21 protein-coding genes, 1 tRNA gene and 2 rRNA genes (1 of these 24 only partly in view) are annotated in these 25,843 nt (G+C 64.5%); 12 read left to right on the top strand and 12 right to left on the bottom strand.

What is annotated here, in order from left to right:
• Positions 1 to 84: 84 nt before the first annotated feature.
• Positions 85 to 2,640, bottom strand: a complete 2,556-nt coding sequence (gene topA / locus ACPVPU_RS04700) for a type I DNA topoisomerase (protein ID WP_448659818.1) — start codon at positions 2,638 to 2,640, stop codon at positions 85 to 87.
• 148 nt (positions 2,641 to 2,788) lie between these two features.
• On the opposite strand from topA, the gene ACPVPU_RS04695 reads away from it, so the two are divergent.
• Positions 2,789 to 3,223 (top strand): hemerythrin domain-containing protein, encoded by a 435-nt coding sequence (locus ACPVPU_RS04695; RefSeq protein ID WP_448659817.1) that lies wholly within the window; start codon positions 2,789 to 2,791, stop codon positions 3,221 to 3,223.
• Between the two features lie 18 nt (positions 3,224 to 3,241).
• Here ACPVPU_RS04695 and ACPVPU_RS04690 read toward each other — a convergent pair whose 3' ends face one another.
• Genes ACPVPU_RS04690 through plsY form a run of 3 tightly spaced genes read right to left on the bottom strand, consistent with a single transcriptional unit; the run spans position 3,242 to position 5,597 of the window.
• A complete protein-coding gene (locus tag ACPVPU_RS04690) occupies positions 3,242 to 3,901 on the bottom strand; it encodes a hypothetical protein (protein WP_448659816.1) in 660 nt (219 codons plus the stop codon).
• Positions 3,901 to 4,986, bottom strand: coding sequence for a DNA-processing protein DprA (gene dprA / locus ACPVPU_RS04685; protein ID WP_448659815.1), 1,086 nt, complete (start codon positions 4,984 to 4,986; stop codon positions 3,901 to 3,903). The genes ACPVPU_RS04690 and dprA overlap by 1 nt, the downstream gene beginning before the upstream one ends.
• On the bottom strand, positions 4,983 to 5,597 hold the full coding sequence (gene plsY, locus ACPVPU_RS04680; RefSeq protein ID WP_448659814.1) for a glycerol-3-phosphate 1-O-acyltransferase PlsY: 615 nt from the start codon (positions 5,595 to 5,597) through the stop codon (positions 4,983 to 4,985). Before plsY ends, dprA begins: the two co-directional genes overlap by 4 nt.
• Positions 5,598 to 5,707: 110 nt before the next feature.
• Here plsY and murI point away from each other — a divergent pair, with 110 nt between their 5' ends.
• On the top strand, positions 5,708 to 6,508 hold the full coding sequence (gene murI / locus ACPVPU_RS04675) for a glutamate racemase (RefSeq protein WP_448659813.1): 801 nt from the start codon (positions 5,708 to 5,710) through the stop codon (positions 6,506 to 6,508).
• Between the two features lie 44 nt (positions 6,509 to 6,552).
• Here the strand turns inward: murI and ACPVPU_RS04670 are convergent, their stop codons facing one another.
• Entirely contained in the window at positions 6,553 to 6,714 is a 162-nt protein-coding gene (locus tag ACPVPU_RS04670; RefSeq protein ID WP_448659812.1) for a hypothetical protein, read from the bottom strand.
• A 235-nt stretch (positions 6,715 to 6,949) separates the two neighbouring features.
• On the opposite strand from ACPVPU_RS04670, the gene hemA reads away from it, so the two are divergent.
• The 5 genes from hemA to ACPVPU_RS04645 all read left to right on the top strand — a co-directional run bounded on the left by hemA (position 6,950) and on the right by ACPVPU_RS04645 (position 13,563).
• Positions 6,950 to 8,194, top strand: a complete 1,245-nt coding sequence (gene hemA / locus ACPVPU_RS04665) for a 5-aminolevulinate synthase (protein ID WP_448659811.1) — start codon at positions 6,950 to 6,952, stop codon at positions 8,192 to 8,194.
• 72 nt (positions 8,195 to 8,266) lie between these two features.
• On the top strand, positions 8,267 to 10,111 hold the full coding sequence (locus ACPVPU_RS04660) for a hypothetical protein (RefSeq protein ID WP_448659810.1): 1,845 nt from the start codon (positions 8,267 to 8,269) through the stop codon (positions 10,109 to 10,111).
• A 49-nt stretch (positions 10,112 to 10,160) separates the two neighbouring features.
• Positions 10,161 to 12,662, top strand: a complete 2,502-nt coding sequence (gene gyrB, locus ACPVPU_RS04655; RefSeq protein ID WP_448659809.1) for a DNA topoisomerase (ATP-hydrolyzing) subunit B — start codon at positions 10,161 to 10,163, stop codon at positions 12,660 to 12,662.
• A 96-nt stretch (positions 12,663 to 12,758) separates the two neighbouring features.
• The gene (locus ACPVPU_RS04650; protein WP_448659808.1) at positions 12,759 to 13,160 is read left to right on the top strand and encodes a septal ring lytic transglycosylase RlpA family protein; all 402 of its coding nucleotides are present in this window, start codon (positions 12,759 to 12,761) and stop codon (positions 13,158 to 13,160) included.
• Positions 13,161 to 13,170: 10 nt separating this feature from the next.
• Complete coding sequence (locus tag ACPVPU_RS04645) at positions 13,171 to 13,563, top strand: acyl-CoA thioesterase (RefSeq protein WP_448659807.1); 393 nt, start codon at positions 13,171 to 13,173, stop codon at positions 13,561 to 13,563.
• On the opposite strand, the gene ACPVPU_RS04640 is transcribed toward ACPVPU_RS04645, so the two are convergent.
• Both ACPVPU_RS04640 and ppc read right to left on the bottom strand, forming a co-directional pair.
• Complete coding sequence (locus ACPVPU_RS04640) at positions 13,560 to 14,027, bottom strand: hypothetical protein (protein WP_448659806.1); 468 nt, start codon at positions 14,025 to 14,027, stop codon at positions 13,560 to 13,562. The two genes, ACPVPU_RS04645 and ACPVPU_RS04640, sit on opposite strands and share 4 nt — an antisense overlap.
• A 46-nt stretch (positions 14,028 to 14,073) precedes the next feature.
• Positions 14,074 to 16,749, bottom strand: coding sequence for a phosphoenolpyruvate carboxylase (gene ppc / locus ACPVPU_RS04635; protein ID WP_448659805.1), 2,676 nt, complete (start codon positions 16,747 to 16,749; stop codon positions 14,074 to 14,076).
• 118 nt (positions 16,750 to 16,867) lie between these two features.
• Between ppc and ACPVPU_RS04630 the strand changes: the two genes are divergently transcribed.
• Genes ACPVPU_RS04630 through fghA form a run of 4 tightly spaced genes read left to right on the top strand, consistent with a single transcriptional unit; the run spans position 16,868 to position 19,691 of the window.
• On the top strand, positions 16,868 to 17,980 hold the full coding sequence (locus ACPVPU_RS04630; protein WP_448659804.1) for an S-(hydroxymethyl)glutathione dehydrogenase/class III alcohol dehydrogenase: 1,113 nt from the start codon (positions 16,868 to 16,870) through the stop codon (positions 17,978 to 17,980).
• Positions 17,981 to 18,027: 47 nt separating this feature from the next.
• Positions 18,028 to 18,411 carry a VOC family protein gene (locus tag ACPVPU_RS04625; RefSeq protein ID WP_448659803.1) on the top strand — a complete coding sequence of 128 codons (384 nt, stop codon included), beginning with the start codon at positions 18,028 to 18,030 and terminating at the stop codon, positions 18,409 to 18,411.
• Between the two features lie 43 nt (positions 18,412 to 18,454).
• On the top strand, positions 18,455 to 18,844 hold the full coding sequence (locus tag ACPVPU_RS04620; protein ID WP_448660415.1) for a VOC family protein: 390 nt from the start codon (positions 18,455 to 18,457) through the stop codon (positions 18,842 to 18,844).
• Positions 18,810 to 19,691: an S-formylglutathione hydrolase gene (fghA, locus tag ACPVPU_RS04615; protein WP_448659802.1), complete on the top strand. Its 882-nt coding sequence runs from the start codon at positions 18,810 to 18,812 to the stop codon at positions 19,689 to 19,691. Before ACPVPU_RS04620 ends, fghA begins: the two co-directional genes overlap by 35 nt.
• A 6-nt stretch (positions 19,692 to 19,697) precedes the next feature.
• Here fghA and ACPVPU_RS04610 read toward each other — a convergent pair whose 3' ends face one another.
• Both ACPVPU_RS04610 and ACPVPU_RS04605 read right to left on the bottom strand, forming a co-directional pair.
• The gene (locus ACPVPU_RS04610) at positions 19,698 to 19,991 is read right to left on the bottom strand and encodes a DNA primase (protein WP_448659801.1); all 294 of its coding nucleotides are present in this window, start codon (positions 19,989 to 19,991) and stop codon (positions 19,698 to 19,700) included.
• A 91-nt stretch (positions 19,992 to 20,082) separates the two neighbouring features.
• Positions 20,083 to 21,315: a multidrug effflux MFS transporter gene (locus ACPVPU_RS04605; RefSeq protein ID WP_448659800.1), complete on the bottom strand. Its 1,233-nt coding sequence runs from the start codon at positions 21,313 to 21,315 to the stop codon at positions 20,083 to 20,085.
• 187 nt (positions 21,316 to 21,502) lie between these two features.
• Here ACPVPU_RS04605 and ACPVPU_RS04600 point away from each other — a divergent pair, with 187 nt between their 5' ends.
• Positions 21,503 to 22,456 (top strand): isopenicillin N synthase family dioxygenase, encoded by a 954-nt coding sequence (locus tag ACPVPU_RS04600; protein WP_448659799.1) that lies wholly within the window; start codon positions 21,503 to 21,505, stop codon positions 22,454 to 22,456.
• A gap of 374 nt (positions 22,457 to 22,830) precedes the next feature.
• Here the strand turns inward: ACPVPU_RS04600 and ACPVPU_RS04595 are convergent.
• The 3 genes from ACPVPU_RS04595 to ACPVPU_RS04585 all read right to left on the bottom strand — a co-directional run.
• Positions 22,831 to 22,907: transfer RNA gene (locus tag ACPVPU_RS04595), tRNA-Met, on the bottom strand.
• Between the two features lie 110 nt (positions 22,908 to 23,017).
• Positions 23,018 to 23,132 (bottom strand): 5S ribosomal RNA (gene rrf / locus ACPVPU_RS04590).
• 110 nt (positions 23,133 to 23,242) lie between these two features.
• Positions 23,243 to 25,843 (bottom strand): 23S ribosomal RNA (locus ACPVPU_RS04585); it runs 191 nt beyond the window's last position.

The following is a 25,843-nucleotide window of genomic DNA, read 5'->3' as shown; positions in this document are numbered from 1 at the left end:
CGTGCTCCTGCGAAAGCAGGAGCCCAGAGCCTCACAGAACAAGGCCAGCAACCCTGGGCTCCTGCTTTCGCAGGAGCACGATAGCTATTTGTTCGCTTTCGCTTTGGCCGAAGACTTCGCCGGAGCCTTCTTCCCCGCCCCAGCCTTCTTTGCCGCCGCCTTCTTGACCGGCTTTTTCTTCGCCGGAGCCGCCGCCGCGCGGGCGTCGATCAGTTGTGCGGCTTCCTCCAGCGTCAGCTGGTCCTTGTCCACCGATTTGGGCAGCGTCGCATTGGTCTCGCCGTCGGTGACGTATGCGCCGTATCGGCCTTCCATCAGCTTGATCTCAGCCTCGGTACGCGGATGCTTGCCCAGCAGCTTAAGCGGTTCGCGCGCTGCGCCGCGTGCAGGCCGCCCTCCTGCCGCCGCCTCGGCCAGTTTCACCACGGCGGCGTTCATGCCCGTCTCAAACACCTCGGCCGTGCTCGCCAGCCGCGCATATTTGCCCGCGTGCTTCAGGTACGGACCATAGCGCCCGATGGCCGCCTCGATCGGCTCGCCGGTCTCCGGATGGTTGCCGATGATGCGCGGCAGCGACAACAGCTTAAGCGCCCAGTCGAGATCAAGCTCCCCCGGCAGGTCCTTGGGTATCGACGCGCGCTTCGCCTCCTTGCCGTCGCCCAGCTGGATATAGGGGCCGAACCGCCCGGCCTTGCGCTCAATCGGCAAACCGGTTTCGGGATCGGTGCCCAGCGTCTCCGGCCCCGCATCCGCGCCCTCCTCCGCGCCGCCCGGCTGGGCGAACCGACGGGTATATTTGCAGTCGGGATAATTTGAGCAGGCGACGAACGCCCCGAAACGGCCACCACGCAGCGCCAGCCGACCAACCCCGCAATTGGGGCACAGGCGCGGGTCGCTGCCATCGCCCTTGTCGGGAAACAGATAGGGTTCGAGGAAGCTGTCCAGCTCCGCCGTCACCTCGGATGGCTTGAAGTCCATCACCTGGGTCGTGCGCGGCTTGAAATCGCGCCAGAAGGCGTCGAGCACCGCCTGCCATTCGGCACGCCCGCCGGACACGTCGTCCAGCTCCTCCTCCAGCCCGGCGGTAAAGTCGTAGCTGACATATCTCTCGAAGAACCGTTCAAGGAACGCAGTCAGCAACCGCCCGCTTTCCTCGGCGAAGAACCGGTTCTTCTCGACGCGGACATAGGCCCGGTCCTTCAGCACCTGGATGATCGAGGCATAGGTGGACGGACGGCCGATGCCCAGTTCCTCCAGCCGCTTGACCAGTGATGCCTCGGAAAAGCGCGGCGGCGGCTGGGTGAAATGCTGTTCGGCATTCACCCCCAGCTTGGCGGGCGTATCCCCCTGGCGCAGCACGGGCAGGCGACGCGCATCGTCGTCCGCCTCATCGTCCCGGCCCTCTTCATACAGCGCCAGATAGCCGGCAAACAGCACCACCTGACCGGTGGCGCGAAGGGCATGGCGGCCGGTGCCTTCCTCCAGTTCGACCGTGGTCCGCTCCATCCGCGCCGATGCCATCTGGCTGGCCATCGCGCGCTTCCAGATCAGGTCATAGAGGCGCGCATGATCGCCCGATCCCATCCGGTCGCGGCCGAAATCGGTCGGGCGGATCGCCTCGTGCGCTTCCTGCGCATTCTTGGCCTTGGTCTGATACTGGCGGGGCTTGTCCGGCACATAGCCCGCGTCATAGCGCTCGACGATCGCCTTGCGCGCCGCATCGATGGCGCTGCCGTCCATCTGCACGCCGTCGGTCCGCATATAAGTGATCGCGCCGTCCTCATACAGGCCCTGGGCGATGCGCATCGTGTGGCTGGCGGAAAAGCCGAGCTTGCGCGCCGCTTCCTGTTGCAGGGTCGAGGTGGTGAAGGGCGGCGGCGGGTTGCGCGTGGCGGGCTTGGTCTCGACGCTGGCGACGCTGAACCTTCCACCCTCGACTGCTGCCTTCGCCCGCTCGGCCGTCGCGCCGTCGCCGATGGTCAGCCGGTCGATCTTCTGTCCATCGAACCGGGTCAGCCGCGCCTGGAACCGGGTCGCATCCTGTTCCAGCTCGGCGACGACCGACCAATATTCCTGCGGCACGAACGCTTCGATCTCGCGCTCCCGCTCGACGATCAGCCGCAGCGCGACCGACTGGACGCGGCCCGCCGATTTCGCCCCTGGCAATTTGCGCCACAGCACCGGCGACAGGGTGAAGCCGACCAGATAATCGAGCGCCCGCCGCGCGCGATACGCGTCGATCAGGTCGGTATCCAGCGCGCGCGGATTGGCCATGGCGTGCAAAACGGCGGGCTTGGTGATCGCGTTGAACGTCACCCGTTCCACCGCCCCCGGCAGCGCCTTTTTCTTCGCCAGCACTTCCTGAACGTGCCAGCTGATCGCCTCCCCCTCGCGGTCGGGGTCGGTCGCCAGGATCAATCGGTCCGCGCCCTTGGCGGCGTCCGTGATCGCCTTCAGCTGCTTGGCCTTGTCGGCATAGGGTTCCCATTCCATGGCGAACCCCTGGTCGGGATCGACCGATCCGTCCTTGGGCGGCAGGTCGCGGACATGGCCGTAACTGGCCAGGACCTTATAGTCCTTGCCCAGATATTTTTCGATCGTCTTTGCCTTGGCGGGCGATTCGACAATGACCAGCTGCATGGTGGTTGGGCGCTTCCTTACGTGTGTACGCGCGAGGGTGGGGATGCCATCCCGCTCCCGTCAAGCGTCGCGTCGGTGTTTTCCGCATGCGATTTGCGGCGGCGATGTTAATGCTTCCCCTGCATCCCTGTGATCAGGGAGAGCGCCAATGCTGTCGTTTGAACGGCTGATTCGCGAACATCGCTACATTTCGCAGCTCAGCGCCCGGCTTCGCCATGCCATTGCACTGGGGGTCGATTCGCCCGTCGCGCACAGCGCGATGCACGCGCTGTCGGCCTGTTTGATCGGGCATCTGGAGGCAGAGGATTCTGAGATCTATCCCAGATTGATGCTCAGCCGGGATGCCGGAGCGGCAGAGGCGGCGCGCATCGCGATCGAGCGGTTCCACACCCTGAAATCCGACTGGGTGGCGCATTTGGCCGAATGGAACCCGGCCGAAATCGCCGGGGATCGGCCATCGTTCGATGCGACGACGCTGGCGATACTCGACCGGCTGGATGCCCGCATCGCCCAAGAGAATGAACTGCTCTATCCCATGGCGCTGAATGAAGCCCACCTGCCCTTGCGGGACACCGCCGCCTGAGCGCACTGCTGTGCACGGTCAGTCGAAAACCGTCGCCGCGTCCTCCGGTGTTTCGCCAAGCAGGTCATACGCGGCCAATGCGACCTCGGTCGGCGCGATCGCCCAGAGTGCGATCATGGCATTGATCGCCAGCGTGAGCGGGAACGACTCGGCCGCTTCCTCAATCTCCACCACCACCATTACGCCGAATGCCGCGATCAGCGGTACGCTGCAAAGCAACAAGGCGGCCACAATGGTGGGTACCGATGATCCCGTCACGCGCCAGCTTTCGGACAGACTTTCGCCGATCGTCGCATTGGTGTCGATCAGGATGACGGGAGCCAGCAGCCACCGCGCAGCGACATAAATCCCAGGCAGGATCAGCAGCACCAGGCCCAAAACGGTACCAGCACCGCTGACGACCGTGAGCAGGATCAGGCTGACGATCCGCCACCGCATCGGTGGGTCGCTAAAAATCGCCAAACCGCTGCGAATCTGCGCCACGATCAGCATGGTCTGACCGATGGTGCTGGCCAACGCTACGAGTAGCGACGCGTTCGGGGACGTGAGCAGGATCGCATCCGACCCAATGCCCAACCCAAAATGCAGCAGCCACAAACATGCGAGCAGCGCGGCCCGCCCCCTTGCCAATACTGCCACTCGATCGATCAGCAGAGACAGCGACAGCCTCGTTTGCATCAGGGTGCCCCCAGGCTGACGCGTCCGCCGGCGTGGCGCTCCAGCCGTCCGGCCAGTTCCAGTTCCAGCAGGATCATCGCCACCATTGCCGGGCTGACGCCGGACTGTCGGATCACCTCGTCCACTGCGACGGGGGCCGGGCCGAGCAGCCCGGTTACCGCCCGACGCTCCGCCTCGTCCGGATCGCCGCCGCTTCCTGCATCGAAACCCGTGGTCGGCGACCGCACCGCACGGGTATCGATCGGGCGGATCATCTCCAGCACGTCGTCCGCGCTCTGCACCAGGGTCGCGCCCTCGCGGATCAACAGGTTGCATCCCTGTGCGCGCGGATCGATCGGACTGCCCGGCACCGCCATCACCTCGCGCCCCGCCTCCCCGGCCAGCCGCGCGGTGATCAGCGATCCGGAACGCGGCGCCGCTTCCACCACCACCGTGCCCAGCGCCAGCCCGGCGATGATCCGGTTGCGCGCAGGGAAGAAACGGGCCAGCGGCTCCGTCCCCGGCGGCTGTTCGGCGATCAACAGCCCCTCGCTCGCCACCCGCTCCTGCAACTCGCGGTTTTCCGGGGGAAAGGCGATGTCGATTCCGCTGGCGATGACGCCGATCGTCCCGGTCCCGATCGAACCCTGATGCGCGGCGGTATCGATCCCCCGCGCCAGGCCGGATGCGACCGCAACCCCCGCCTCGCCCAGCGCCAGCGCCAGCGCGCGCGCGAAGCGGCAGGCGGCGGCGGATGCATTGCGCGCGCCCACCATCGCCACCACGGGCCGCTCGGTCAGGGCGCGATTGCCCCGCGTCACCATGACGGCGGGGGCGCTGTCCAGTTCGCCCAACAGTATCGGATAGTCCGCCTCGTCGACGAACCAGTATCGCCCGCCCAGCCGCTCGACCGCTGCCCGCTCGCGCTGGACGGTGCGTTCGTCGGCGATCACCGGGGGCTTGCCGCCGCCGCGCAGCGCCAGGTCGGGCAGCGCCGCAAGCGCCGCCCGGGGCGAACCGAACCGGGCCAGCAACTGGCGATAGCTGACCGGCCCGATGCCGGGGGTGCGGATCAGCCGCAACCGGTCGATCACCGGATCGCTCATTCGGCGGCGCGCTTCCGGCCGCCGATGCGCGGCTCCTGCCCCCGGATCAGCCGCACGATATTCTCGCCATGCTTCCACAACACGATCAGCGCCAGCGCCAGCAGCGCCGGCATCAGGTCGCTGCGTCCCAGCACCAGCGCGGCGATGGGCGCGCTGACCGCCGCTGCCATCCCGGCCACCGACGAAATCCGGATGCTGGCCAGCATCCCCAGCCAGACGACGGCATAGACCAGCCCGATCGGCCAGTGGAACGCCAGTGCCACCCCCATCAACGTCGCCACCCCCTTGCCGCCGCGAAAGCGCAGCCAGACCGGGTAGCAATGGCCAATGAACGCCGCAGTACCGGCCAGAATTTCCTCGCCCGGCAGAAAGGTGCGGGCAATCGCGACCGCTGCCAACCCCTTGGCCAGATCGAGCAGTAGCGTCGCGGCCGCCAGCCCCTTGCGCCCGGTGCGCAGCACGTTGGTCGCGCCGATATTGCCCGATCCGATGCTGCGCAGGTCCCCCGCCCCGGCCGCGCGGGTCAACAGCACGCCGAACGGGATCGATCCCAGCAGATAACCGATCAGCAACGCCAGCGCGGGCGCCTGCCACAGGATTTGCGTCTCCATCGCCCTCTTCTCTGTCACCGCCCCCAGCGGGCATCGACCGCCCGGTCGGCTCAGTCCAATCGGTTAGTGGGTTGATTCTCCCCATGCAACCGCCGCACACAGCGCCCCTGATGCACGCCGACCAACGCCCCGTCCTGTTTTTTGATTCCGGCATCGGCGGCCTGTCCGTGCTCGGCCCGGCCCGCGCGTTGATGCCACAGATGCCGGTAATCTACGCCGCCGATTCGGCGGGCTATCCCTATGGCACGCGCAGCGAGGCGGAGATTGCGGCGCGTGTCCCCGCCCTGCTCGGCCGCCTGGCCGAACGGTTCGATCCCCGACTGATCGTCATTGCGTGCAACACCGCATCCACCATCGCGCTGGCGGCGGTGCGGTCCGCGCTCGATCTGCCCATTGTCGGCACCGTGCCCGCGATCAAACCCGCCGCCGAACTCAGCCGGTCCCGCGTGATCGGCGTCCTCGGGACCGAAGCGACGGTTCGCCAACCCTATGTCGATGATCTCGCGGCGCGGTTCGCGGCCGACTGCACGGTGATCCGCCATGGATCGGCGGCGCTGGTCGATCTGGCTGAGCGCAAACTGGCCGGCCAGGCGACTGCGCCCGCCGACTATCGTGCCGTGCTGGCCGGGCTGTTCGACCAGCCGGATGGCGACAGGATCGACGTGATCGTCAACGCCTGCACCCATTTTCCGCTGGTCGAACCGGAGTTGACGGCTGCGGCACCGCATCCGGTAACGTTCGTCGATGGCGGCCCCGGCATCGCCAGGCGCATCGCGCATCTGCTCGACGGACAGTCCTGGCCGGCGGTTGCGCCGCCCGGCCGGGCGATCTTCACCCGGCTGGACGGGCACGCCCGACAACTGGTCGACAGCCTGGCGACCTATGGGCTTTCTGTTATCGAACCGCTCTGATCCTGCCTCTTGGCGACAAACTCGTTCAGGTCAGCCAGTCACTTTTAAGCATGCAGCCCGGCTGGGGCCGACGCCTCAACGAGGCGGCGATAATGCGTCTCCATCGTCCGCTGCGCCATCTTGGCTGAACTGTCGCTCGCGCGTTCCGCCATGGTCCGGCATTGATCAGCGCGGCGGCGGTAATAGGTCCGATCATCCTCGATCATCGGAACTCCTTTCGGCCGTTGGAACGGCCCGAAATTGGATGCGACTCAATTGATCGCAATAAATAAACCCTATCACACTGATCGGGGCATCCGTGCAGTTTTGCGATGAACCGTTGCAAAAAGCGAACCTTTTCAGTTTCTTGACAGTTTCACAGACGAGTGACGCCGGATGGGACGCCTCGATACGGCCTTCTAGCCACTGGCCATGTCGGGAATTAGTCGCTAATCGGCCCCAATGAGCATCGACGCCTCTGCCGCGCCCGCGATCGATTACAACCGCGCCTTTTCCGCCGCGATCGACCGCCTCCATGCCGAGGGGCGCTACCGGGTGTTCATCGACATCCTGCGCAACAAGGGGATGTTCCCCAATGCACGCTGCTTCGCCGGCCATAACGGGCCGAAGCCGATCACCGTCTGGTGCTCCAACGACTATCTGACCATGGGCCAGCATCCCGATGTGATCGCGGCGATGGAACAGGCGCTGCACGATGTCGGGGCGGGCTCCGGTGGCACGCGCAACATCGGCGGCAACACCCATTATCATGTCGATCTGGAGGCGGAACTGGCCGACCTGCATGGCAAGGAATCGGCGCTGCTGTTCACCTCCGGCTATGTGTCGAACGAAGCGACCCTGTCGACCATCGCCAAGATCCTGCCGGGCTGCATCATCTATTCCGACGAGTTGAACCACGCCTCCATGATCGCCGGCATCCGCAATTCCGGGGCGGAAAAGCGGGTGTTCCGCCACAATGACGTGGCGCATCTGGAGGAATTGCTGGCCGCCGACGATCCTGCCCTGCCCAAGCTGATCGCGTTCGAAAGCGTCTATTCGATGGACGGCGACATCGCGCCCGTCCACGCCATCTGCGACTTGGCCGACAAGTACAACGCGCTCACCTATCTGGACGAGGTGCATGCGGTGGGCATGTACGGCGCGCGCGGCGGCGGCATTTCGGAACGCGACGATGCCGCGCGGCGACTGACGATCATCGAAGGGACGCTGGGCAAGGCGTTCGGGGTGATGGGCGGCTATATCGCGGCGGATCGCAACATCGTCGATGTGATCCGCAGCTATGCGCCGGGCTTCATCTTCACCACCAGCCTGTCCCCCGTGCTCGTCGCCGGCGCGCTGGCAAGCGTCCGGCATCTCAAGACGTCGTGCGTCGAACGCGACGGGCAGCAGGCGGCGGCGGCGCGGCTGAAGGCGATGTTCGCCGATGCCGGTCTGCCCGTGATGGCCTCCACCACGCATATCGTGCCGCTGATGGTCGGCGATCCGGTCAAGGCCAAGCGGATCAGCGACATCCTGCTTGCGGAATACGGCGTCTATGTTCAGCCGATCAACTATCCCACGGTGCCACGCGGCACCGAACGGCTGCGTTTCACCCCCGGCCCCGCCCATGACGAGTCGATGATGCGCGAACTGACCGATGCGCTCGTCGAAATCTGGGGCCGGATGGAATTGCGCCGCGCCGCCTGAACGAGACGGTTTGACCATGGCCATGGGGGCGGGCGCGGGATATGCCGCATCCATGGGGTTGATCGAACGGCAATGACGGCAGGCCTGCGTTTTCCGCCCGGCGCGCCGACGCATCTGCCGCCGCCGTCCCGGCCACTGGCCCTGTTCATCACCCTGTTATGGAGCGCCCTGCTGGCGCTGACGCTGATTGCCCAGGGTGTCGGGACATGGCGGTCCTGGATCGAACAGACCATCGTCGTCGAACCCGCCACCGCCATCGGGATCGGCACCTCGCCAGAGGATCCGTCCAGCCCCTATTGGCCCGGCCCCCCGTTTACGGCGACGACCGGCATCGACACCGCCTTTCGGATCACCGCCGTCGGCGGGCAGCCCGTCGGCCCCGATGCCTCGCACGAGGCGATTGGCCGCCTGTTGCTGGCCCAGCCTCGTTTGGTCGTCATCCAGATCGAGCCGGACGGCGCGGCACGGCGCACCGTCACCATCGATCGCAACGCCGCCGAACCCGGCTTTGCGATCGACATGCGCGTGCAAACCTTGATGATCATGATCGGCGGCTGGATCGCGGCGATCGCGCTGATCTTGTGTTCCGTGCTGCTGCGCATCCGCCGCCCGCGCGATCCGGTCAGCATCCTCATGTCGCTGGCCATGCTGGCGGCGGCGAACAACCTGGAAATGCCCTACACCTTTTACTGGTATGTCGGGCATCCGGCCATGCTCGACCTGATGTTCTGGCTGTTCATGATCCTGTTGACTGTCGCGCTGCCGGCGTTCCCCGATGGCAGGTTCGTTCCCCGCTGGGCCGGGTGGGTGTGCTGGGTGCTGCCCTTCTATGGCCTGCTGGCGATCCTGAATACCGTGCGGGACGACTGGGATGTGCCGCAATTGCCGGGCGGTATCCTGACTGCGATGAACTTGTACCCGCTGGCGATCATCACCGTCAGTGTCATCGCACGGTATCGCGGCAACCAGGATCCGCTGATGCGCCAGCAGCTCAAATGGGCACTGTTCGGCACGCTGGGTGCGCTGGCCATCAACACCGCGTCGGTGGCGTTCATGGATCTGTTGTTCGACAACCGCTATTTCACCGAATATTGGCGTGGGCCCTTGTCCTCCATCGCCCGGACCGTGCTGCAACTCGGATTTACCGTGCTGGCGGTCGGTTTCCTGATGTCGCTGCTGCGCTATCGGCTGTGGGATGCCGATGCGGCGCTCGGTCGTTCGGCGGTATTCGCCACCCTGACCCTTGCGCTCGGCCTGATCGCCACGGTCAGCGCCAAGCTGTTCGAGATCGGCATCGAACACAGTTTCGGCGACTTCGCCAAGCCGGCCATCGCGGTGATCAGCACGCTTTCGGCCGCGCTCGTCCTTGGCCCGGCACGCACCCGGGCCAATCGCTGGATGGAACAGCGGCTGCAGCCCGAACGCATCCGGCTGCGCAAGCTGCCCCGCCTGGTCCAGATCTGGCAGCATGGCGACAGCGCGGCCGAATTGGGCGACCGGGTAACGGGGGAACTGAAACGGCTGCTCCACGCCGACCGCGCTGCCCTGCTGGTGCCGGACGGATCCGATGGCGGCTACCGCGTTCTGGCGGTGCGGGGGACGGACAGCGCCACGGTGATGGCATGGGCCGATGCGCTGGACCAGTCGGGCGGCCTTCCCTGGACGACCGGCAGCGACCGCCGCGATCCGCTGTTCCCGGTGCGCAGCCTGGTCAGCGATGGCGACCGGCTGATCGCGCTTCTGCTCCTCGGCCCGCGCAGCGACGGCAGCCTGTTCGGAACGCATGAACTGGAGGCGCTGGAAGCGCTGGAAACCCCGCTTGCCGTCGCGCTTCGCCATGCGGAACGCACCGAAGCGCACGCCCGCGCGCTCGACGCCCGGCTGGCCCGGCTGGAGGCGGCGGTGGCCCGGCCCTGACCGGGCGTTTTCGCTTCCCCTTGCCCCCGCTCATGCCTATATGCTCGCCATGGCAACGACACCTGAAAACACTCCCAATTCCAACGATTACGGCGCTGATTCCATCAAGGTCCTGAAGGGGCTGGATGCGGTCCGCAAACGCCCCGGCATGTATATCGGCGACACCGATGACGGCTCCGGCCTGCACCACATGGTGTTCGAGGTGTCGGACAATGCCATCGACGAGGCGCTGGCCGGGCATTGCGACCTGATCCTGATCACGCTGAACGCCGACGGATCGGTCAGTGTCGAGGATAATGGCCGCGGCATCCCCACCGGCATCCATTCGGAAGAGGGCGTCAGCGCGGCCGAGGTCATCATGACCCAGCTGCACGCGGGCGGGAAGTTCGAGAACACGTCCGACGACAATGCGTACAAGGTCTCGGGCGGCCTGCACGGCGTCGGCGTCTCGGTGGTCAATGCGCTCAGCGAATGGCTCGACCTGACGATCTGGCGCGACGGCGAGGAGCATAACATGCGCTTCGCCCACGGCGAGGCGGTCGCCCCGCTCAAGGTGGTCGGCCCCGCGAACGGCAAGAAGGGCACCCGGGTCACCTTCTTCGCCAGCCCCGCGACGTTCAAGATCACCGACTATGATTTCGACAAGCTGGAGCATCGCTACCGCGAGCTGGCCTTCCTCAATTCCGGCGTGCGGCTGAAGTTGCGCGACCAGCGGCACGAGGAGCACAAGGAAGTCGACCTCTATTACGAGGGCGGCATCGCTGCGTTCGTGAAATATCTGGATCGCAACAAGACCGCTTTAATCCCCGAACCCATCGCCGTGGTCGGCGACCGGGATCAGGTGATCATCGAGGTCGCGCTGGAATGGAACGACAGCTATTACGAAAACGTCCTCTGTTTCACCAACAACATCCCCCAGCGTGACGGCGGCACCCATCTGGCCGCGTTCCGTGCGGCGCTGACCCGCACGATCAACAATTACGCCGACAAGTCGGGCCTCCTCAAGAAGGAAAAGGTCACGTTGACCGGCGACGATATGCGCGAGGGGCTGACCGCGATCGTCTCGGTCAAGCTGCCCGATCCCAAATTCTCGTCGCAGACGAAGGACAAGCTCGTCTCGTCAGAGGTGCGCCAGCCGCTCGAAAGCCTGATGGCCGACAAGCTGGCCGAATGGCTGGAGGAAAATCCCCAATCCGCGCGTCAGGTGATCCAGAAGGTGATCGACGCCGCCGCCGCCCGCGAAGCCGCCAAGCGCGCCCGCGAACTCACCCGGCGCAAGGGGGCGATGGACATCGCCTCGCTTCCCGGCAAGCTGGCCGACTGTCAGGAACGCGATCCCGCCAAGTCGGAGTTGTTCCTTGTCGAGGGTGACTCCGCCGGTGGCTCGGCCAAGCAGGGCCGTGACCGGCATTTCCAGGCGATCCTGCCCCTGCGCGGCAAGATTCTGAACGTCGAGCGCGCCCGCTTCGACCGGATGCTGTCCAGCCGCGAGATCGGCACGCTCATCCAGGCGATGGGCACCGGCATCGGCCGCGACGATTTCAACATCGACAAGCTGCGCTATCACAAGATCGTCATCATGACCGACGCCGATGTCGACGGCGCGCATATCCGCACGCTGCTGCTCACCTTCTTCTATCGCCAGATGCCGGAGATCATCGAGCGCGGGCATCTCTTCATCGCCCAGCCGCCGCTGTACAAGGCGTCTCGCAACCGCTCCCAAGTGTATCTGAAGGACGATGCCGCGCTCGACCAGTATCTGATCGAGCATGGCATCGGCCAGGCGGTGCTAGAGGGGCCGGGCGGCGCACGCAGCGGGGCCGATCTGGCCGCGCTCGTCGACCATGCCCGGCGGATGAAGACGCTGATGCGCTATGTCCCGCGCCGCTACGATCCGTCGCTGATCGAGGCGCTGGCGCTGGGCGGCGCGCTCGACCCCGGTGCCTCGCGCGGCGACCGCGAGGCGCGGCTGACGGCGGTGGCCGAACGACTGCAGCGCACCGATGACGAGGCGCGCTGGACGGTCGCGCTCACGCAAGACGGCGGCTATCATTTCCAGCGTGCCTGGCGCGGCGTGACCGATCATCACATTGTCGAAGCGACATTCCTCGCCTCTGCCGAGGCGCGCAAGCTGCATGGCCTGGCCGAGGAACAGGCGGATGGCTATTCGGGCCTTTCGCGGCTTGTCTCTGCCAAGGCCGCCGCTGCCGCAGACGAAGCCGCCCCGGTCGATGAGGGGGAGGCCGAAGCGCCGGCAGCTCCGGCCAAGGGTGAAACCCTGATCGCCCGGCCCAGCCAGCTGCTCGACGCGGTGATGGCTGCGGGACGCAAGGGCCTGTCGATCCAGCGCTACAAGGGGCTGGGCGAAATGAACGCCGAACAGCTGTGGGAAACCACGCTCGATCCCACCCACCGGTCCATGCTGCGCGTCAGCATCGACCAGGCGGACGTGGCGGACGAGGTGTTCACCCGCCTGATGGGCGACGTGGTCGAGCCGCGCCGCGAATTCATTCAGGAAAACGCCCTGAACGTCGCCAATCTCGACGTCTGACCGGTCGGGCGGCGGAGCCACGTTCCGCCGCTCGACTCCAACCTTCCGGCGCAAGTCGCTGGCCCTGCGTAACGATTCCCGTCATCGGGTCGAAACATGCGAAGGGGGCTTCACATCATCACGGCAATGCTGGCACTCGGCCTGCCTGCTTGCGCGTCCCATGGCGGGGAAAACGGATTGCCGTTGCCCGCCGTGTTCGAAATCGGATCGGCCAGCTATTACTCGCGGGAAATGGCGGGGCGTCGCACCGCCAGCGGCGAACGCTGCGATCCCGACGAGCTGACCGCCGCGCACCGCACCCTGCCCTTTGGCACGCGGGTCCGGGTCACCAATCCCGAAAACCGCAAGTCCGTCGTCGTCCGCATCAACGATCGCGGGCCGTTCCGCGCCGGGCGGGTGATCGACCTGTCCCGCGCCGCTGCCCAGGAAATCGGCCTGGTCGCGCGGGGGCATGGCCCCGTTGAACTGGCGCTGGTGGATCGCGACGCGAACGACTAGGCACCGGTCGATGACCCCTGCCTATTCGCTGACCATCACTGCCACGCCCGACGACATCGACGAGCTGGGCCATGTCAACAACGCGGTCTGGGTCCGCTGGATTCAGGATATCGCCACCGCCCATTGGCGCGCCGTCGCCCCGCCGGAGCATCAGGCGGCCTATGTCTGGGTCGTGACCCGGCATGAAATCGACTATCGCGGCAATGTCAGCGCGGGCGAGAGCGTCACCGCCGAAACCTGGGTCGGCGAACCGAAAGGCGCGCGGTTCGACCGCCATGTCCGCTTCACCGGTGCCGACGGCAAGGTGCGCGTCGAGGCCAGGACGACTTGGGCGCTGGTCGACGCCGCCAGTCGCCGCCTGCTCCGCGTGACCCCGGAAATCGCGGCGCCGTTCCTGGACTAGAACGCGGCCCGGCACCCGTTCGCGGCGTCGCCGCGCGGATCCAGCCGCAACTCGTGCAACCGCTGCCCGCAATCAAGATAGGCGCGGCGATCATCGGCGATCTGCAGCACCACCGGTTCCTGGAACCAGGCACTAGCCGGCGGAGAAAGATAGGTCACGCGCGCCACGTCGCCATCGCGCAGGCCGCGCTGAATTGCCGGGCGAAAGCACGCCCCCGATCGCGGCCGCGCCGAACAGGTGACCACCAACGGATCGCCCGAACCGCGATCCACCCGCAACAGCAATCGTCCCGTCGCGGTCGAAAGGCGGACGCGACCCTCCACCTCCACCCGCCGATAGGTGTCGTAATCAGCGATCAGGGGCACCAGCCGCGCATAGGCCAGCACCGCACCCGTGCCCAGGATCAGCACAAGTGCGAGCCGGCCTACCGTGTTCAACCCCTTGATCGAGCCTGACAATCCCATGCCCTACCCTGTCAGGGGCAGGGGTCGGGTGTCAAAGCGATCAGCCTTAGCCGCTGTTCCTGAGCGCGGTGGCGATGGCGTTGATGGTCAGCAGGATGCCCTCCTCGATCCGGGGATCATCCTCGCCCGCGCGGTGGCGCTTCAGCAATTCGACCTGAAGCAAGTTGAGCGGCTCGATATAAGGCAGGCGCAACCGTACCGACGCCTCGGTCGTCGGCTGATGTTCCAGCAGGCGCGACTGGCCAGTCACCCCCAACAACCCCTCGCACGTCATCGACCAGCCGTCGCGGATGCGGCCGAAGATCGCGTCCGCCGCCGTCCGGTCCTCGACCAGCTCGGCATAGCGGGCGGCCAGTCCCATGTCGGATTTGGCCAGCACCATTTCCATGTTGGACAGGGTGGCGGCGAATAGCGGCCATTGCTGCGCCATCGCGGCCAGCAGCCCCTTGTCCTCGAACGCGGCGATGGCATGGCCGACGCCGTACCAGCCGGGCAGCATCACCCGTGCCTGCGACCAGGAAAAGACCCATGGGATTGCGCGCAAATCTTCGATCGCGTCGGATTTCTTGCGGCTGGCCGGGCGCGACCCGATCTTCAATCCCGCAATCTCGTTGATCGGCGTCATCTGCCGAAAGAATTGCCTGAACCCGTCGGTATCATAGACCAGCCCGCGATAGGCGGAGAATGCCGTGGCCGACAGCGCGTCCATCGCCGCCTCGAACTTCGCCTGATCGGCATGGGGCAGTTGCGCCGGCTCCAGGCTGGCGAGCAATGTCGCGGCCACCATGGTTTCCAGGTTCGCCGCCGCCTGATCGACCGAGCCATATTTGGCGGCGATCACCTCGCCCTGTTCGGTGATGCGGATGCGCCCGCCGACTGTGCCTGCGGGCTGGGCACGGATCGCCTTGAACGCCGACCCCCCGCCCCGGCCGACCGCGCCGCCGCGCCCGTGGAACAGCTGCAACCGGACCCCGGCGGCATCGAATACCGGCTTCAGCGCGGTCGACCCCTTGGACAATTGCCAGGTGGAGGTCAGGTATCCGCCATCCTTGTTGCTGTCGGAATAGCCGATCATCACTTCCTGATAACCGCGCGCCCGCGCGATGCTGGCGACCGCAGGCTGTGCCAGGAATTGCGCCATGATCTCCGCCCCAGCCTCCAGGTCGGCGACCGTCTCGAACAGCGGCACCGCCATGATCGCGGCGTGCGGTGGATCGCCGGGCCGATACAGCCCTACTTCGCGCAGCAGCAGGTTGACCTCCATCAGGTCGGAAACCGACTGGGTCATCGACACGATATATTGCCGGATGGCGGCCGTGCCGAACCGGTCATGCACCGATGCGGCGGTGCGCAGGATCGCCAGTTCGCCCGCCGTCTCCTCCGAATATTCGGCCAGCGGCACGATCAGCGGGCGCGGACTGGCCAGCTCGGCCGACAAAAGCGCGATCCGCGCCTCCTCGTCCAGCGCGGCATAGTCCGCCTCCACTCCGGCCACCCGCAGCAGCTCCGCCACCACCCGTTCGTGCACCGAACTGTTCTGGCGCATATCCAGCGTCGCCAGGTGGAAACCGAAAATCTCGACCGCGCGGATCAGCCGCCCCAGCGCGCCGCCGGTGGCCAGCGTCCCCCCGCCCCGCGCCGCCAGGCCGTGGGCGATCGCCACCAGGTCGCGGCGAAACGCGCCGGGGCTGGCATAGGCTTCGCCCTTCAACCCGCCCGGTCGCGGCGGCTCGCTGCCGGCCAGCTGGCGATGGGTTTCGGCCAGCCGGGCATAGATGCCGGACAGCGCCCGGCGATAGGGTTCGTCCGCGCGGCTGGTGGCGGCATCGCCGCTGGCTTCGGCCAGCGCCATCACCTCGTCGGTCACCGCCACATGCCGGGTGGAGATGGACAGTTCCGCCCCCAGCTTGTGAACCGCATCCAGATAATATCCAATCACGGCCTCGGCCGCGCGGCGGAACGCATAGGCCATCGCATCGGCGGTGACGAACGGGTTGCCGTCCCGGTCGCCGCCGATCCAGCTGCCCGGCCGCAGGAACGCCGGCGCACGCTCGCCCAGCAACCGGTCCCACCGCGCATAGAGCAGCGGCAGCGCGGGCAGGAACACGTCGCGCAGATAGGAGAGCGCGGTTTCCACCTCGTCCGCGACCTTCAGCTTGTCGGGACGCAGCACGCGGGTCTGCCACAGAAGCGCGATCTGCCGCACCAGCGCCTCGTCGACTGCATCGCCGTCGGGCGTGGTCGCCTCGCTCCGGTCGCGCATCGCCATCAACTCGGCGATGCGATTGCGATGGTCGATCAGGCTCTTTCTCCGCACCTCGGTCGGGTGCGCGGTCAGCACCGGCGCGATCAGCGCGTCGGCCAGCAAGCCGTTGACCGCATCCGCACCGATGCCGTGCTGCGCCAGTTCGGCCAGCGCATCGTCCACGCCGGTCCCGGCATCGACAGAAACGCCCTGCCGGTCCTCTGCCAGATTGGCCAGCATGGAAAACAGCATGAATCCGCGTGCAAACTGGATGGCTTCGTCCAGCGACAGACTGGACAGCTCCGCCCCGCTCGCCTCGCCGCCCGGCGCGACGATATGGCGCCGGACCGATGCCGACCGGATCGCCTCGATCCGTTCAAACAGCGCGTCGCCGCCATAGGCGCGGATCACGTCGCCCAGCATTCCGCCGAGCAGTTTCAGGTCGGGGTGATTTGCGATTGTGGGAAGGCTGGCCATGGCGTGATGCTGCATCGCAAAAGGCTTTCGCGCAACGCAATGTTACCGCTATCGCCCCTTTGCGGATGGCTTTGCGGCGGCTAGGCCCCATGTCTCATTCGTATTCAGGAGCGAGCCCATGAAAACCCGCGCCGCCGTCGCCTTTGCGGCCAAGCAGCCGCTCGAGATCGTCGAGCTGGATCTGGAAGGGCCGAAGCCCGGCGAAGTGCTGGTGGAAATCATGGCCACCGGCATCTGCCATACCGATGCCTATACGCTGGACGGGCTGGACTCGGAGGGGCTGTTCCCCAGCGTGCTGGGTCATGAGGGCGCGGGCATCGTGCGAGAGGTCGGCGCCGGCGTCACCAGCGTCGCGCCCGGCGATCACGTCATCCCGCTCTACACCCCCGAATGCCGCCAGTGTAAGTCGTGCCTCAGCGGCAAGACGAACCTGTGCACCGCGATCCGCGCGACGCAAGGGAAAGGGTTGATGCCCGACGGCACCACGCGCTTCAGCTACAAGGGGCAACCGATCTATCATTACATGGGCTGCTCGACCTTTTCGAACTTCACCGTGCTGCCGGAGATCGCGGTGGCAAAGATCCGCAAGGACGCGCCGTTCAAGACCAGCTGCTATATCGGCTGCGGCGTGACGACGGGCGTCGGTGCGGTCATCAACACGGCCAAGGTGCAGGTCGGCGACAATGTCGTCGTGTTCGGGTTGGGCGGCATCGGCCTGAACGTCATCCAGGGCGCGCGGCTGGCCGGGGCCAATCGGATCATCGGCGTCGACATCAACCCGGACCGGGAGGAATGGGGCCGCAGCTTCGGCATGACCGCGTTCCTGAACAGCAAGGGGATGAGCCGCGAGGACATCGTGGCCAGGATCGTCGAGATGACCGATGGCGGCGCGGATTACACCTTCGATGCAACCGGCAACACCGAAGTGATGCGCACTGCGCTCGAGGCGTGCCACCGCGGCTGGGGCACCAGCATCATCATCGGCGTGGCAGAGGCGGGTAGGGAAATCGCCACCCGCCCCTTTCAACTGGTGACGGGTCGAAACTGGCGGGGCACCGCGTTCGGCGGGGCCAAGGGGCGCACCGACGTGCCAAAGATCGTCGACATGTACATGACCGGCAAGATCGAGATCGACCCGATGATCACGCACGTCATGGGGCTGGAAGAGATCAATACCGCCTTTGACCTGATGCACGCGGGCCAAAGCATCCGCAGCGTGGTGGTGTATTGATCGCTTCGTCACCACATAGGCAGGCAGCAGGCGAAAGGAATGCAGCGATGTTCAGCCATTTCGTGATCGGCGCAAACGACATTCCGGCTTCCCACGCCTTTTACGATGCGACACTGGGCGCGCTTGGCCATGCGCCGGGCCGGATCGATGAACGCGGCCGCATCGTCTATCAGGGCGAGACCGGGCGTTTCGTCGTGACCCTGCCGCTGAACGGCGAACCCGTCGCCCCCTCCAATGGCTCGACCCTCGGCTTTCTGGCGGCATCGCCCGCGGCCGTCGATGCCTGGCACACGGCCGGGCTGGCGCATGGCGGCACGGCGATCGAGGATCCACCCGGCATTCGCCAGGGGACGGAGGGGCGGACGCTCTATCTCGCCTATCTGCGCGATCCCGCCGGCAACAAGCTGTGCGGGTTTCACCGGATTTCCTGACGACAACAAGAACTGCGCATTCGCGCATATTATGGAGATGATGATGCTCAATCACGTGATGGTCGGATCAAGCGACCTCGACCGGTCAAAGGCATTTTACGACAAGGTGCTGGCCGTGCTGGGCGCCGGGGAACCGCTGCCGAACATCGCGCCCAGCGGCCACACCCGCCTGATCTACATGCACGACGGCACCATGTTCATCGTCACGCAGCCGATCAACGGCGAGCCGGCGACGGTCGCCAATGGCGGCACCATTGCCTTCAAATGCCATTCGGCCGAGCAGGTGAAGGATTTTCACGACGTCGCGGTCGCCGCCGGCGGAACGTCGTGCGAGGATCCGCCCGGCCTGCGCGACGGCAATCTGGGGCCGATGCACCTGTCCTATATCCGCGATCCCGATGGTCACAAGCTCTGTGCGATCTGGCGGCCGTAACTTGGAAACGGTTTCGACCGCACGGGCATTTGGCGGGACGCAGGGCGTGTATCGCCATGCGTCCCAGGTGACGGGCACGTCCATGACCTTTTCGGTCTATGTCCCGCCGCACGCGACCGGCGCGAAGCTGCCAGTACTTTGGTATCTCTCCGGACTCACCTGCACCCATGCCAATGTGACGGAAAAGGGCGAGTATCGCCGGGCCTGTGCCGAACACGGGCTGATCTTCATCGCGCCCGACACGTCCCCGCGCGGCGACGATGTGCCCGACGACGACGCCTATGATTTTGGTCAGGGCGCCGGATTCTATGTCGATGCGACGGAAGCGCCTTGGGCCACGCATTTCAGGATGCGGTCCTATATCGAGGATGAATTGCCGTCGCTAATCGCCCGCGAATTCGCGGTGGCCGATATGGCACGCCAGGGGATCATGGGCCACAGCATGGGCGGGCATGGGGCGCTGACCATCGCGCTTCGCAACCCGGATCGGTTCCGCTCGGTGTCCGCCTTCGCCCCGATCGCTTCGCCGCTTGCCTGTCCCTGGGGCGAAAAGGCGCTGTCCGGCTATCTGGGCGATGATCGCAGCAGCTGGCAGGCCTATGACGCCTGCGCGCTGATCGACGATGGCGCGGTCCTTTCCGACCTGCTGGTGGATCAGGGGGCAGCGGACCCGTTCTTGACCGAGCAGCTCAAGCCCGAACTGCTGGAACAGGCCTGTGCCCGGGCTGGGATCGATCTGACCCTCCGGTTTCAGCCGGGCTATGATCACAGCTATTACTGCATTTCGACCTTCATGGCCGAACATGTTGCATGGCACGCGGAACGGCTGGCCGCCCCGCGTGCCTGAAGCGCATCACACGTCGTCTTCGTCGTCCAGGTCCAGATCGTCCGGCTCGCCGTCCAGCGGCTCGATGCCGTCCAGTTCGTCGTCCTCATCCTCATCCTCGTCTTCGCCCAGGATGGTCAGGTCGTCCTCTTCCTCATCCTGCACGGCTTCGGGATCCTGACCCAGGTCCGGGTTCAGGTCGTTCTGGATCACGCCGTTGCCGGGGCCGCCGCCTTCGACTTCCAGGATTTCGGCGCGCTGGCTTTCGTCATAGCCGTCTTCGTCATACCCATCGTCATTGGGTCCAAGCACAGGGATCATCGCCATACCCTCCAGGGATGCCGGTCATCGGGATGAGACCGGCATTGGGGGCGAACGAAGCGCCGTGCCGGGCGTTCCGGCGCGCCTGAAATTAAGCCGATTGGGGCCGAAACAGCCGCCCGCGCTCGGTCACCAGCACGATGCTCAGCCCGGCCAGCCCGCACAGGACAAAGCCCAGGGTCAGCGGCACCGTCGACCCGTCATAGGCCTGACCGATCACGGCCCCCAGCACCGCACCGCCCAGGCTGGATACGAAACCCTGAATGCTGGATGCGACCCCAGCGACATGGCCCATCCGCTCCATCGCCATGGCCGAGAAATTGGTGTTGGCCAGCCCGAAACAGCCCATGGTCAGCGCCTGCATCACCACGAAACTGGTCAGCGTTTCCTGGCCCATCTGCTCGATCGCCAGGTGCAGAAGGGCAAATGCGATCATCGCCAGCAGCGCCGCATGGCTGATCACGCGGGTGCCGAACCGCATGACGATCCGGCTGTTCAGGAACGATGAAGCCGCCATCAGCCCAGCGACGCTGGCAAACACGACCACCAGCAGGTCGGGCCGCCGGAACGTGTCGAACACGATCTGCTGCACCGATCCGACGAACCCGAACAGCGCGCCCGATATGCAGGCCGCGGTCAGCGTGTATCCCACCGAACAGCGGTCGCCGATCACGACCCGGGCACTGCTGGACAGGCGGCTGACCGACAGCGGCGTCCGGTCCTCCTCAGCCAGCGTCTCCGGCATGCGCAGCACGAACCAGGTCAGCACCAGCGAAGCCACGATCGCGATGCCGCCGAAAATCCATCGCCACGGGGCGAACAGCAGGACAAACTGCCCGAATGCCGGCGCGATCACCGGTGCTGCCATGAACACGATGAACGCCATGCTCATCACCCGTGCCATGGCCCGCCCGGCAAAACAGTCGCGGACCAGCGCGATCGTGACCACACGGCCGGACGCGACCGCCATGCCGGACAGGAACCGGGCGACCAGCAACAGGGTAAAGCTCGAGGAAAAGGCAGCGACGACATTGGTGGCGGCATAGAGCGCGATCCCGATGACCAGGATCGGCTTTCGCCCGAACCGGTCGGCCAGCGGCCCGTGCACCAGCTGCGCCAGCGAAAAGCCGAGCAGAAAGGCGGTGATCACGAACTGCCGTTCATTGTCGGATGCGACGCCCAGCGCTTCTCCGATCGCCGGGAGGGCGGGCAGCATGGAATCGATCCCCAGCGCGGTCAGCGCCATGATCGACGCGATCAGCGCAACGAATTCGGCAAAGGGCAGGGGCGACCGATCGAGCGATGCTCGCGCTGGGCTATGCAAGGGTCAAGCTCCATCGGGACAGCCGCGATTGCGGCAGGCTGCGTCATTCAGGCTCGGTCGCGTCCGGCAACCGCGCAACGCAACGGCTCTGCACCCGCCCGGGCGGTGTTTCAACCCTGTTCGGGGCGGAAGGTTCATCCTATCTTGGCGACATCAACGAACCTTTTTGCTGTCGGAACGAATGACGATGCTTGATACCCCCCTTGCCGAAGTGCCCCTGTTGTCGATGCACGATGCCGACACCGATCCGGACGGTTTTTCCGCGGCACTGGGCCGTTCGTTCGAACGCTTCGGATTTGCCATGGTCAGCGATCACGGCGTCGATACCGATCTGGTTGCCCGCGCCTGGGCGATGACTGAGGCGTTCTTTGCCCTGCCTGAGGCGGATAAGCGCGCCTACCATCTGCCCGGCGGCGGCGGGGCGCGCGGCTATACCCCGTTCAAGACCGAGATCGCCAAGGGCGCGTCCCATGTCGACCTCAAGGAATTCTGGCATGTCGGCCGAGAACTGCCGGAGGGCCACCGCTATCAATCGTTCATGTCACCGAACATCTGGCCGGACCAGCCGGAAGGGTTCAGGGACGTGTTCCTGGCACTGTTCAGCGCGCTGGACGATGCCGGCGACCGGCTGTTGTCCGCCATTGCCCGTCACCTCGGCCTTCAGCCGGACTGGTTCGATCCGGCGGTCAAGGACGGCAATTCGGTCCTGCGTTTGCTGCACTATCCGCCGGTGCCCGTCTACGCACCGGAAGTGCGCGCCGGGGCGCATGAGGATATCAACCTGATCACCTTGCTGCTGGGCGCCGAAGAAGCGGGCCTGGAATTGCTCGACCGTGACGGCCGCTGGCTGCCGGTGAAGCCGCCCGAGGGCGCGATGGTCGTCAATGTCGGTGACATGCTGCAACGATTGACCAACCATGTGCTGCCGTCGACCACGCACCGCGTCGTCAATCCGGCACCGGAACGCCGGGGATTCTCCCGCTATTCCATGCCGTTCTTCCTGCATCCCGCCCCGGACTTCCTGATCAAGACGCTGCCCGGCTGCGTTAGCGAAGGCCGGCCGAACCGTTATCCCGAACCGATCACCGCTCACGATTATCTGATCGAACGGCTGATCGAGATCGGGCTGATCAAGCCGTAAGGCGCAGCAGCCAGGACGAAAAAAAGGGCGCAGCGGATGAACGCTGCGCCCTTTTTGGTATTTCGGGATGAAGATGTCGCCTGTGCGGTCCGGTTACCGCAGGACAAGCGCAACCTGGCCGGCCAGCATCCTGTCAAGCCATGCATTCAGGCTGCAGAACGGGCCGCCGCTCCATTGGCAACGCCGTGCCGGATCCGCGCCGGGATGCGTGGCGGGCCAATAACGATCTGAAGCGATGTCGCCGTAGCGATCAGGGTCACGCAAATGATGGGCAGCCGCACTCATGGTGTTCAGGATCCCGACGTCGAAACGGCCGGCCAGCCAGCAAATGCGGTAACTTGTCAGAGGGAATCCGCGCTTATCTGCGGAAGGGTTGGTTGCGGGGACAGGATTTGAACCTGTGACCTTCAGGTTATGAGCCTGACGAGCTACCGGGCTGCTCCACCCCGCGCCAACGCTGTCGGCGAGCCATGGCTCGAACCGACGAAAAAAGGGACGCCTTGCGCGTCCCTGACAATGTGAATGGGTCTTCCTGAATGCCCGCGCTCCACCGGCTGCAATGCCTGGCGACGACCTACTCTTCCATCGCTTAAGCGATAGTACCATCGGCGCAGTCTGGTTTCACGGCCGAGTTCGGGATGGGATCGGGTGGGTCACAGACGCTATAGCCACCAAGCAATGGAGCGGGTGGAACGCGGAAATTCGGGTTTCAAATCGATGCACCAAAGTCTGAGATGACATCCACATCGAACGATCAAGCCAAAGCTGTCGTTGATGGTGGGACTCATCAAGCGCGAATAGGACAATTAGGACCGGTTAGCTCCATGCGTTACCGCACTTCCACATCCGGCCTATCAAGGTCGTGGTCTCCGACCGTCCTATGAAATCTTATCTCGAGGGAGGCTTCCCGCTTAGATGCTTTCAGCGGTTATCCCGTCCATACATAGCTACCCTGCTGCGCCGTTGGCACGACGACAGGTACACCAGAGGTATGTTCAACCCGGTCCTCTCGTACTAGGGTCAACTCCTCTCAAATTTCGACGCCCACGGCAGATAGGGACCAAACTGTCTCGCGACGTTCTGAACCCAGCTCACGTACCACTTTAATTGGCGAACAGCCAAACCCTTGGGACCTGCTCCAGCCCCAGGATGTGATGAGCCGACATCGAGGTGCCAAACAACCCCGTCGATATGAGCTCTTGGGGGTTATCAGCCTGTTATCCCCGGCGTACCTTTTATCCGTTGAGCGATGGCCCTTCCACGAGGGACCACCGGATCACTATGACCGACTTTCGTCTCTGCTCGACTTGTCAGTCTCGCAGTCAGGCTGGCTTATGCCATTGCACTCTAACGGTCGGTTTCCAACCGACCTGAGCCAACCTTCGCACGCCTCCGTTACTCTTTAGGAGGCGACCGCCCCAGTCAAACTACCCGCCACAGAGGGTCCCAGAACCAGTTTCATGGTTCGTGGTTAGACATCAGAAAACAACAGGGTGGTATTTCACCTATGGCTCCACACCGGCTGGCGCCAATGCTTCAAAGCCTCCCACCTATGCTACACAGTTCCTTCCTAATGCCACTCTGAAGCTGCAGTAAAGGTGCACGGGGTCTTTCCGTCTAACCGCGGGTACTCCGCATCTTCACGGAGAATTCAATTTCGCTGAGCATGTCCTGGAGACAGTGGGGAAGTCGTTACGCCATTCGTGCAGGTCGGAACTTACCCGACAAGGAATTTCGCTACCTTAGGACCGTTATAGTTACGGCCGCCGTTTACCTGGGCTTCATTTCGGAGCTTGCACCCCTCCACTTAACCTTCAGGCACCGGGCAGGCGTCAGGCCCTATACGTCGTCTTGAAGCCGACTTAGCAGAGCCCTGTGTTTTTGCTAAACAGTCGCTACCCCCTGGCCTGTGCCCCCTGCAAAAAGTTGCCTTGATGCAGGGCCTCCTTCTTCCGAAGGTACGGAGGCAATTTGCCGAGTTCCTTCAGGACACTTCTCTCAAGCGCCTTGGTATACTCTACCTGACCACCTGTGTCGGTTTCGGGTACGGTCTATACGGTGGGGCTATTTCCTGGGACAACTTCGCTGCCAGTTCAATCCGTTAAGGACTGACAACTTACGCCATCCGTCACACACCACCAGGCTGCGGAATATTAACCGCATTCCCATCGACTACCCCCTTCGGGCTCGTCTTAGGGGCCGGCTCACCCTACGCGGATTAGCCTTGCGTAGGAACCCTTGGTCTTTCGGCGACAGGGCATCTCACCCTGTTTATCGCTACTCATGTCTGCATTCGCACTTCCGATACCTCCACCGTCGGTTACCCTTCGGCTTCGCAGGCTTACGGAACGCTCCGCTACCGCGTGTTCAAAGAACACACCCTAAGCTTCGGTGCACGTCTTGAGCCCCGTTACATCTTCGCCGCAGGAACCCTTATTTAGACCAGTGAGCTGTTACGCTTTCTTTAAAGGATGGCTGCTTCTAAGCCAACCTCCTGGTTGTTTTGGGATTCCCACATGCTTTCCCACTTAGACGTGACTTGGGGACCTTAGCTGTAGGTCAGGGCTGTTTCCCTTTTGACGACGGACCTTAGCACCCGCCGTCTGTCTCCCGGATATCACTCCTAGGTATTCGGAGTTTGGTTAGAATTGGTAGATCTCGCGACCCCCGCATCCATCCAGTGCTCTACCCCCTAGGGTGTTCATCCGAGGCACTACCTCAATAGTTTTCGCGGAGAACCAGCTATTTCCCGGCTTGATTGGCCTTTCACCCCTAAACACAACTCATCCGGTAACTTTTCAACGTTAATCGGTTCGGACCTCCAGTGCGTGTTACCGCACCTTCATCCTGGTCATGCCTAGATCGCCGGGTTTCGGGTCTAATGCATCAAACTCAGTCGCCCTATTCAGACTCGCTTTCGCTGCGCCTACACCTACCGGCTTAAGCTTGCTTGATACATTAAGTCACAGACCCATTATGCAAGAGGTACGCTGTCACCCCATAAAGAGGCTCCAACTGCTTGTAGGCAATCCGTTTCAGGTACTGTTTCACTCCCCTAATCGGGGTGCTTTTCACCTTTCCCTCACGGTACTAGTTCGCTATCGGTCATATACGAGTATTTAGGCTTAGAGGGTGGTCCCCCTATATTCAGACAGGATTACACGTGTCCCGCCCTACTCAAGTCCCTCAACATCACTTTCGCATACGGGGCTGTCACCCGCTATGGCGCTCCTTTCCAGAAGCTTCTGCTAGTTGAATTGAGGGCACTGGCCTGGTCCGCGTTCGCTCGCCACTACTAACGGAATCTCGGTTGATGTCTTTTCCTCCGGGTACTGAGATGTTTCAGTTCTCCGGGTTCGCTTCACCAAAGCTATGTATTCACTTCGG

The sequence above is a fragment of the Sphingomonas paludis genome, assembly GCF_053502515.1.
The sequence above is the reverse complement of the archived record's forward strand: the minus strand, read 5'-3'. Positions and strand labels throughout refer to the sequence as shown.

Coding starts and splice junctions, on each gene's coding strand:
- topA (WP_448659818.1), bottom strand. CDS start 2,640: ATGCAGCTGGTCATTGTCGAATCGCCCGCCAAGGCAAAGACGATCGAA.
- ACPVPU_RS04695 (WP_448659817.1), top strand. CDS start 2,789: ATGCTGTCGTTTGAACGGCTGATTCGCGAACATCGCTACATTTCGCAG.
- ACPVPU_RS04690 (WP_448659816.1), bottom strand. CDS start 3,901: ATGCAAACGAGGCTGTCGCTGTCTCTGCTGATCGATCGAGTGGCAGTA.
- dprA (WP_448659815.1), bottom strand. CDS start 4,986: ATGAGCGATCCGGTGATCGACCGGTTGCGGCTGATCCGCACCCCCGGC.
- plsY (WP_448659814.1), bottom strand. CDS start 5,597: ATGGAGACGCAAATCCTGTGGCAGGCGCCCGCGCTGGCGTTGCTGATC.
- murI (WP_448659813.1), top strand. CDS start 5,708: ATGCACGCCGACCAACGCCCCGTCCTGTTTTTTGATTCCGGCATCGGC.
- ACPVPU_RS04670 (WP_448659812.1), bottom strand. CDS start 6,714: ATGATCGAGGATGATCGGACCTATTACCGCCGCCGCGCTGATCAATGC.
- hemA (WP_448659811.1), top strand. CDS start 6,950: ATGAGCATCGACGCCTCTGCCGCGCCCGCGATCGATTACAACCGCGCC.
- ACPVPU_RS04660 (WP_448659810.1), top strand. CDS start 8,267: ATGACGGCAGGCCTGCGTTTTCCGCCCGGCGCGCCGACGCATCTGCCG.
- gyrB (WP_448659809.1), top strand. CDS start 10,161: ATGGCAACGACACCTGAAAACACTCCCAATTCCAACGATTACGGCGCT.
- ACPVPU_RS04650 (WP_448659808.1), top strand. CDS start 12,759: ATGCGAAGGGGGCTTCACATCATCACGGCAATGCTGGCACTCGGCCTG.
- ACPVPU_RS04645 (WP_448659807.1), top strand. CDS start 13,171: ATGACCCCTGCCTATTCGCTGACCATCACTGCCACGCCCGACGACATC.
- ACPVPU_RS04640 (WP_448659806.1), bottom strand. CDS start 14,027: ATGGGATTGTCAGGCTCGATCAAGGGGTTGAACACGGTAGGCCGGCTC.
- ppc (WP_448659805.1), bottom strand. CDS start 16,749: ATGGCCAGCCTTCCCACAATCGCAAATCACCCCGACCTGAAACTGCTC.
- ACPVPU_RS04630 (WP_448659804.1), top strand. CDS start 16,868: ATGAAAACCCGCGCCGCCGTCGCCTTTGCGGCCAAGCAGCCGCTCGAG.
- ACPVPU_RS04625 (WP_448659803.1), top strand. CDS start 18,028: ATGTTCAGCCATTTCGTGATCGGCGCAAACGACATTCCGGCTTCCCAC.
- ACPVPU_RS04620 (WP_448660415.1), top strand. CDS start 18,455: ATGCTCAATCACGTGATGGTCGGATCAAGCGACCTCGACCGGTCAAAG.
- fghA (WP_448659802.1), top strand. CDS start 18,810: ATGGTCACAAGCTCTGTGCGATCTGGCGGCCGTAACTTGGAAACGGTT.
- ACPVPU_RS04610 (WP_448659801.1), bottom strand. CDS start 19,991: ATGATCCCTGTGCTTGGACCCAATGACGATGGGTATGACGAAGACGGC.
- ACPVPU_RS04600 (WP_448659799.1), top strand. CDS start 21,503: ATGCTTGATACCCCCCTTGCCGAAGTGCCCCTGTTGTCGATGCACGAT.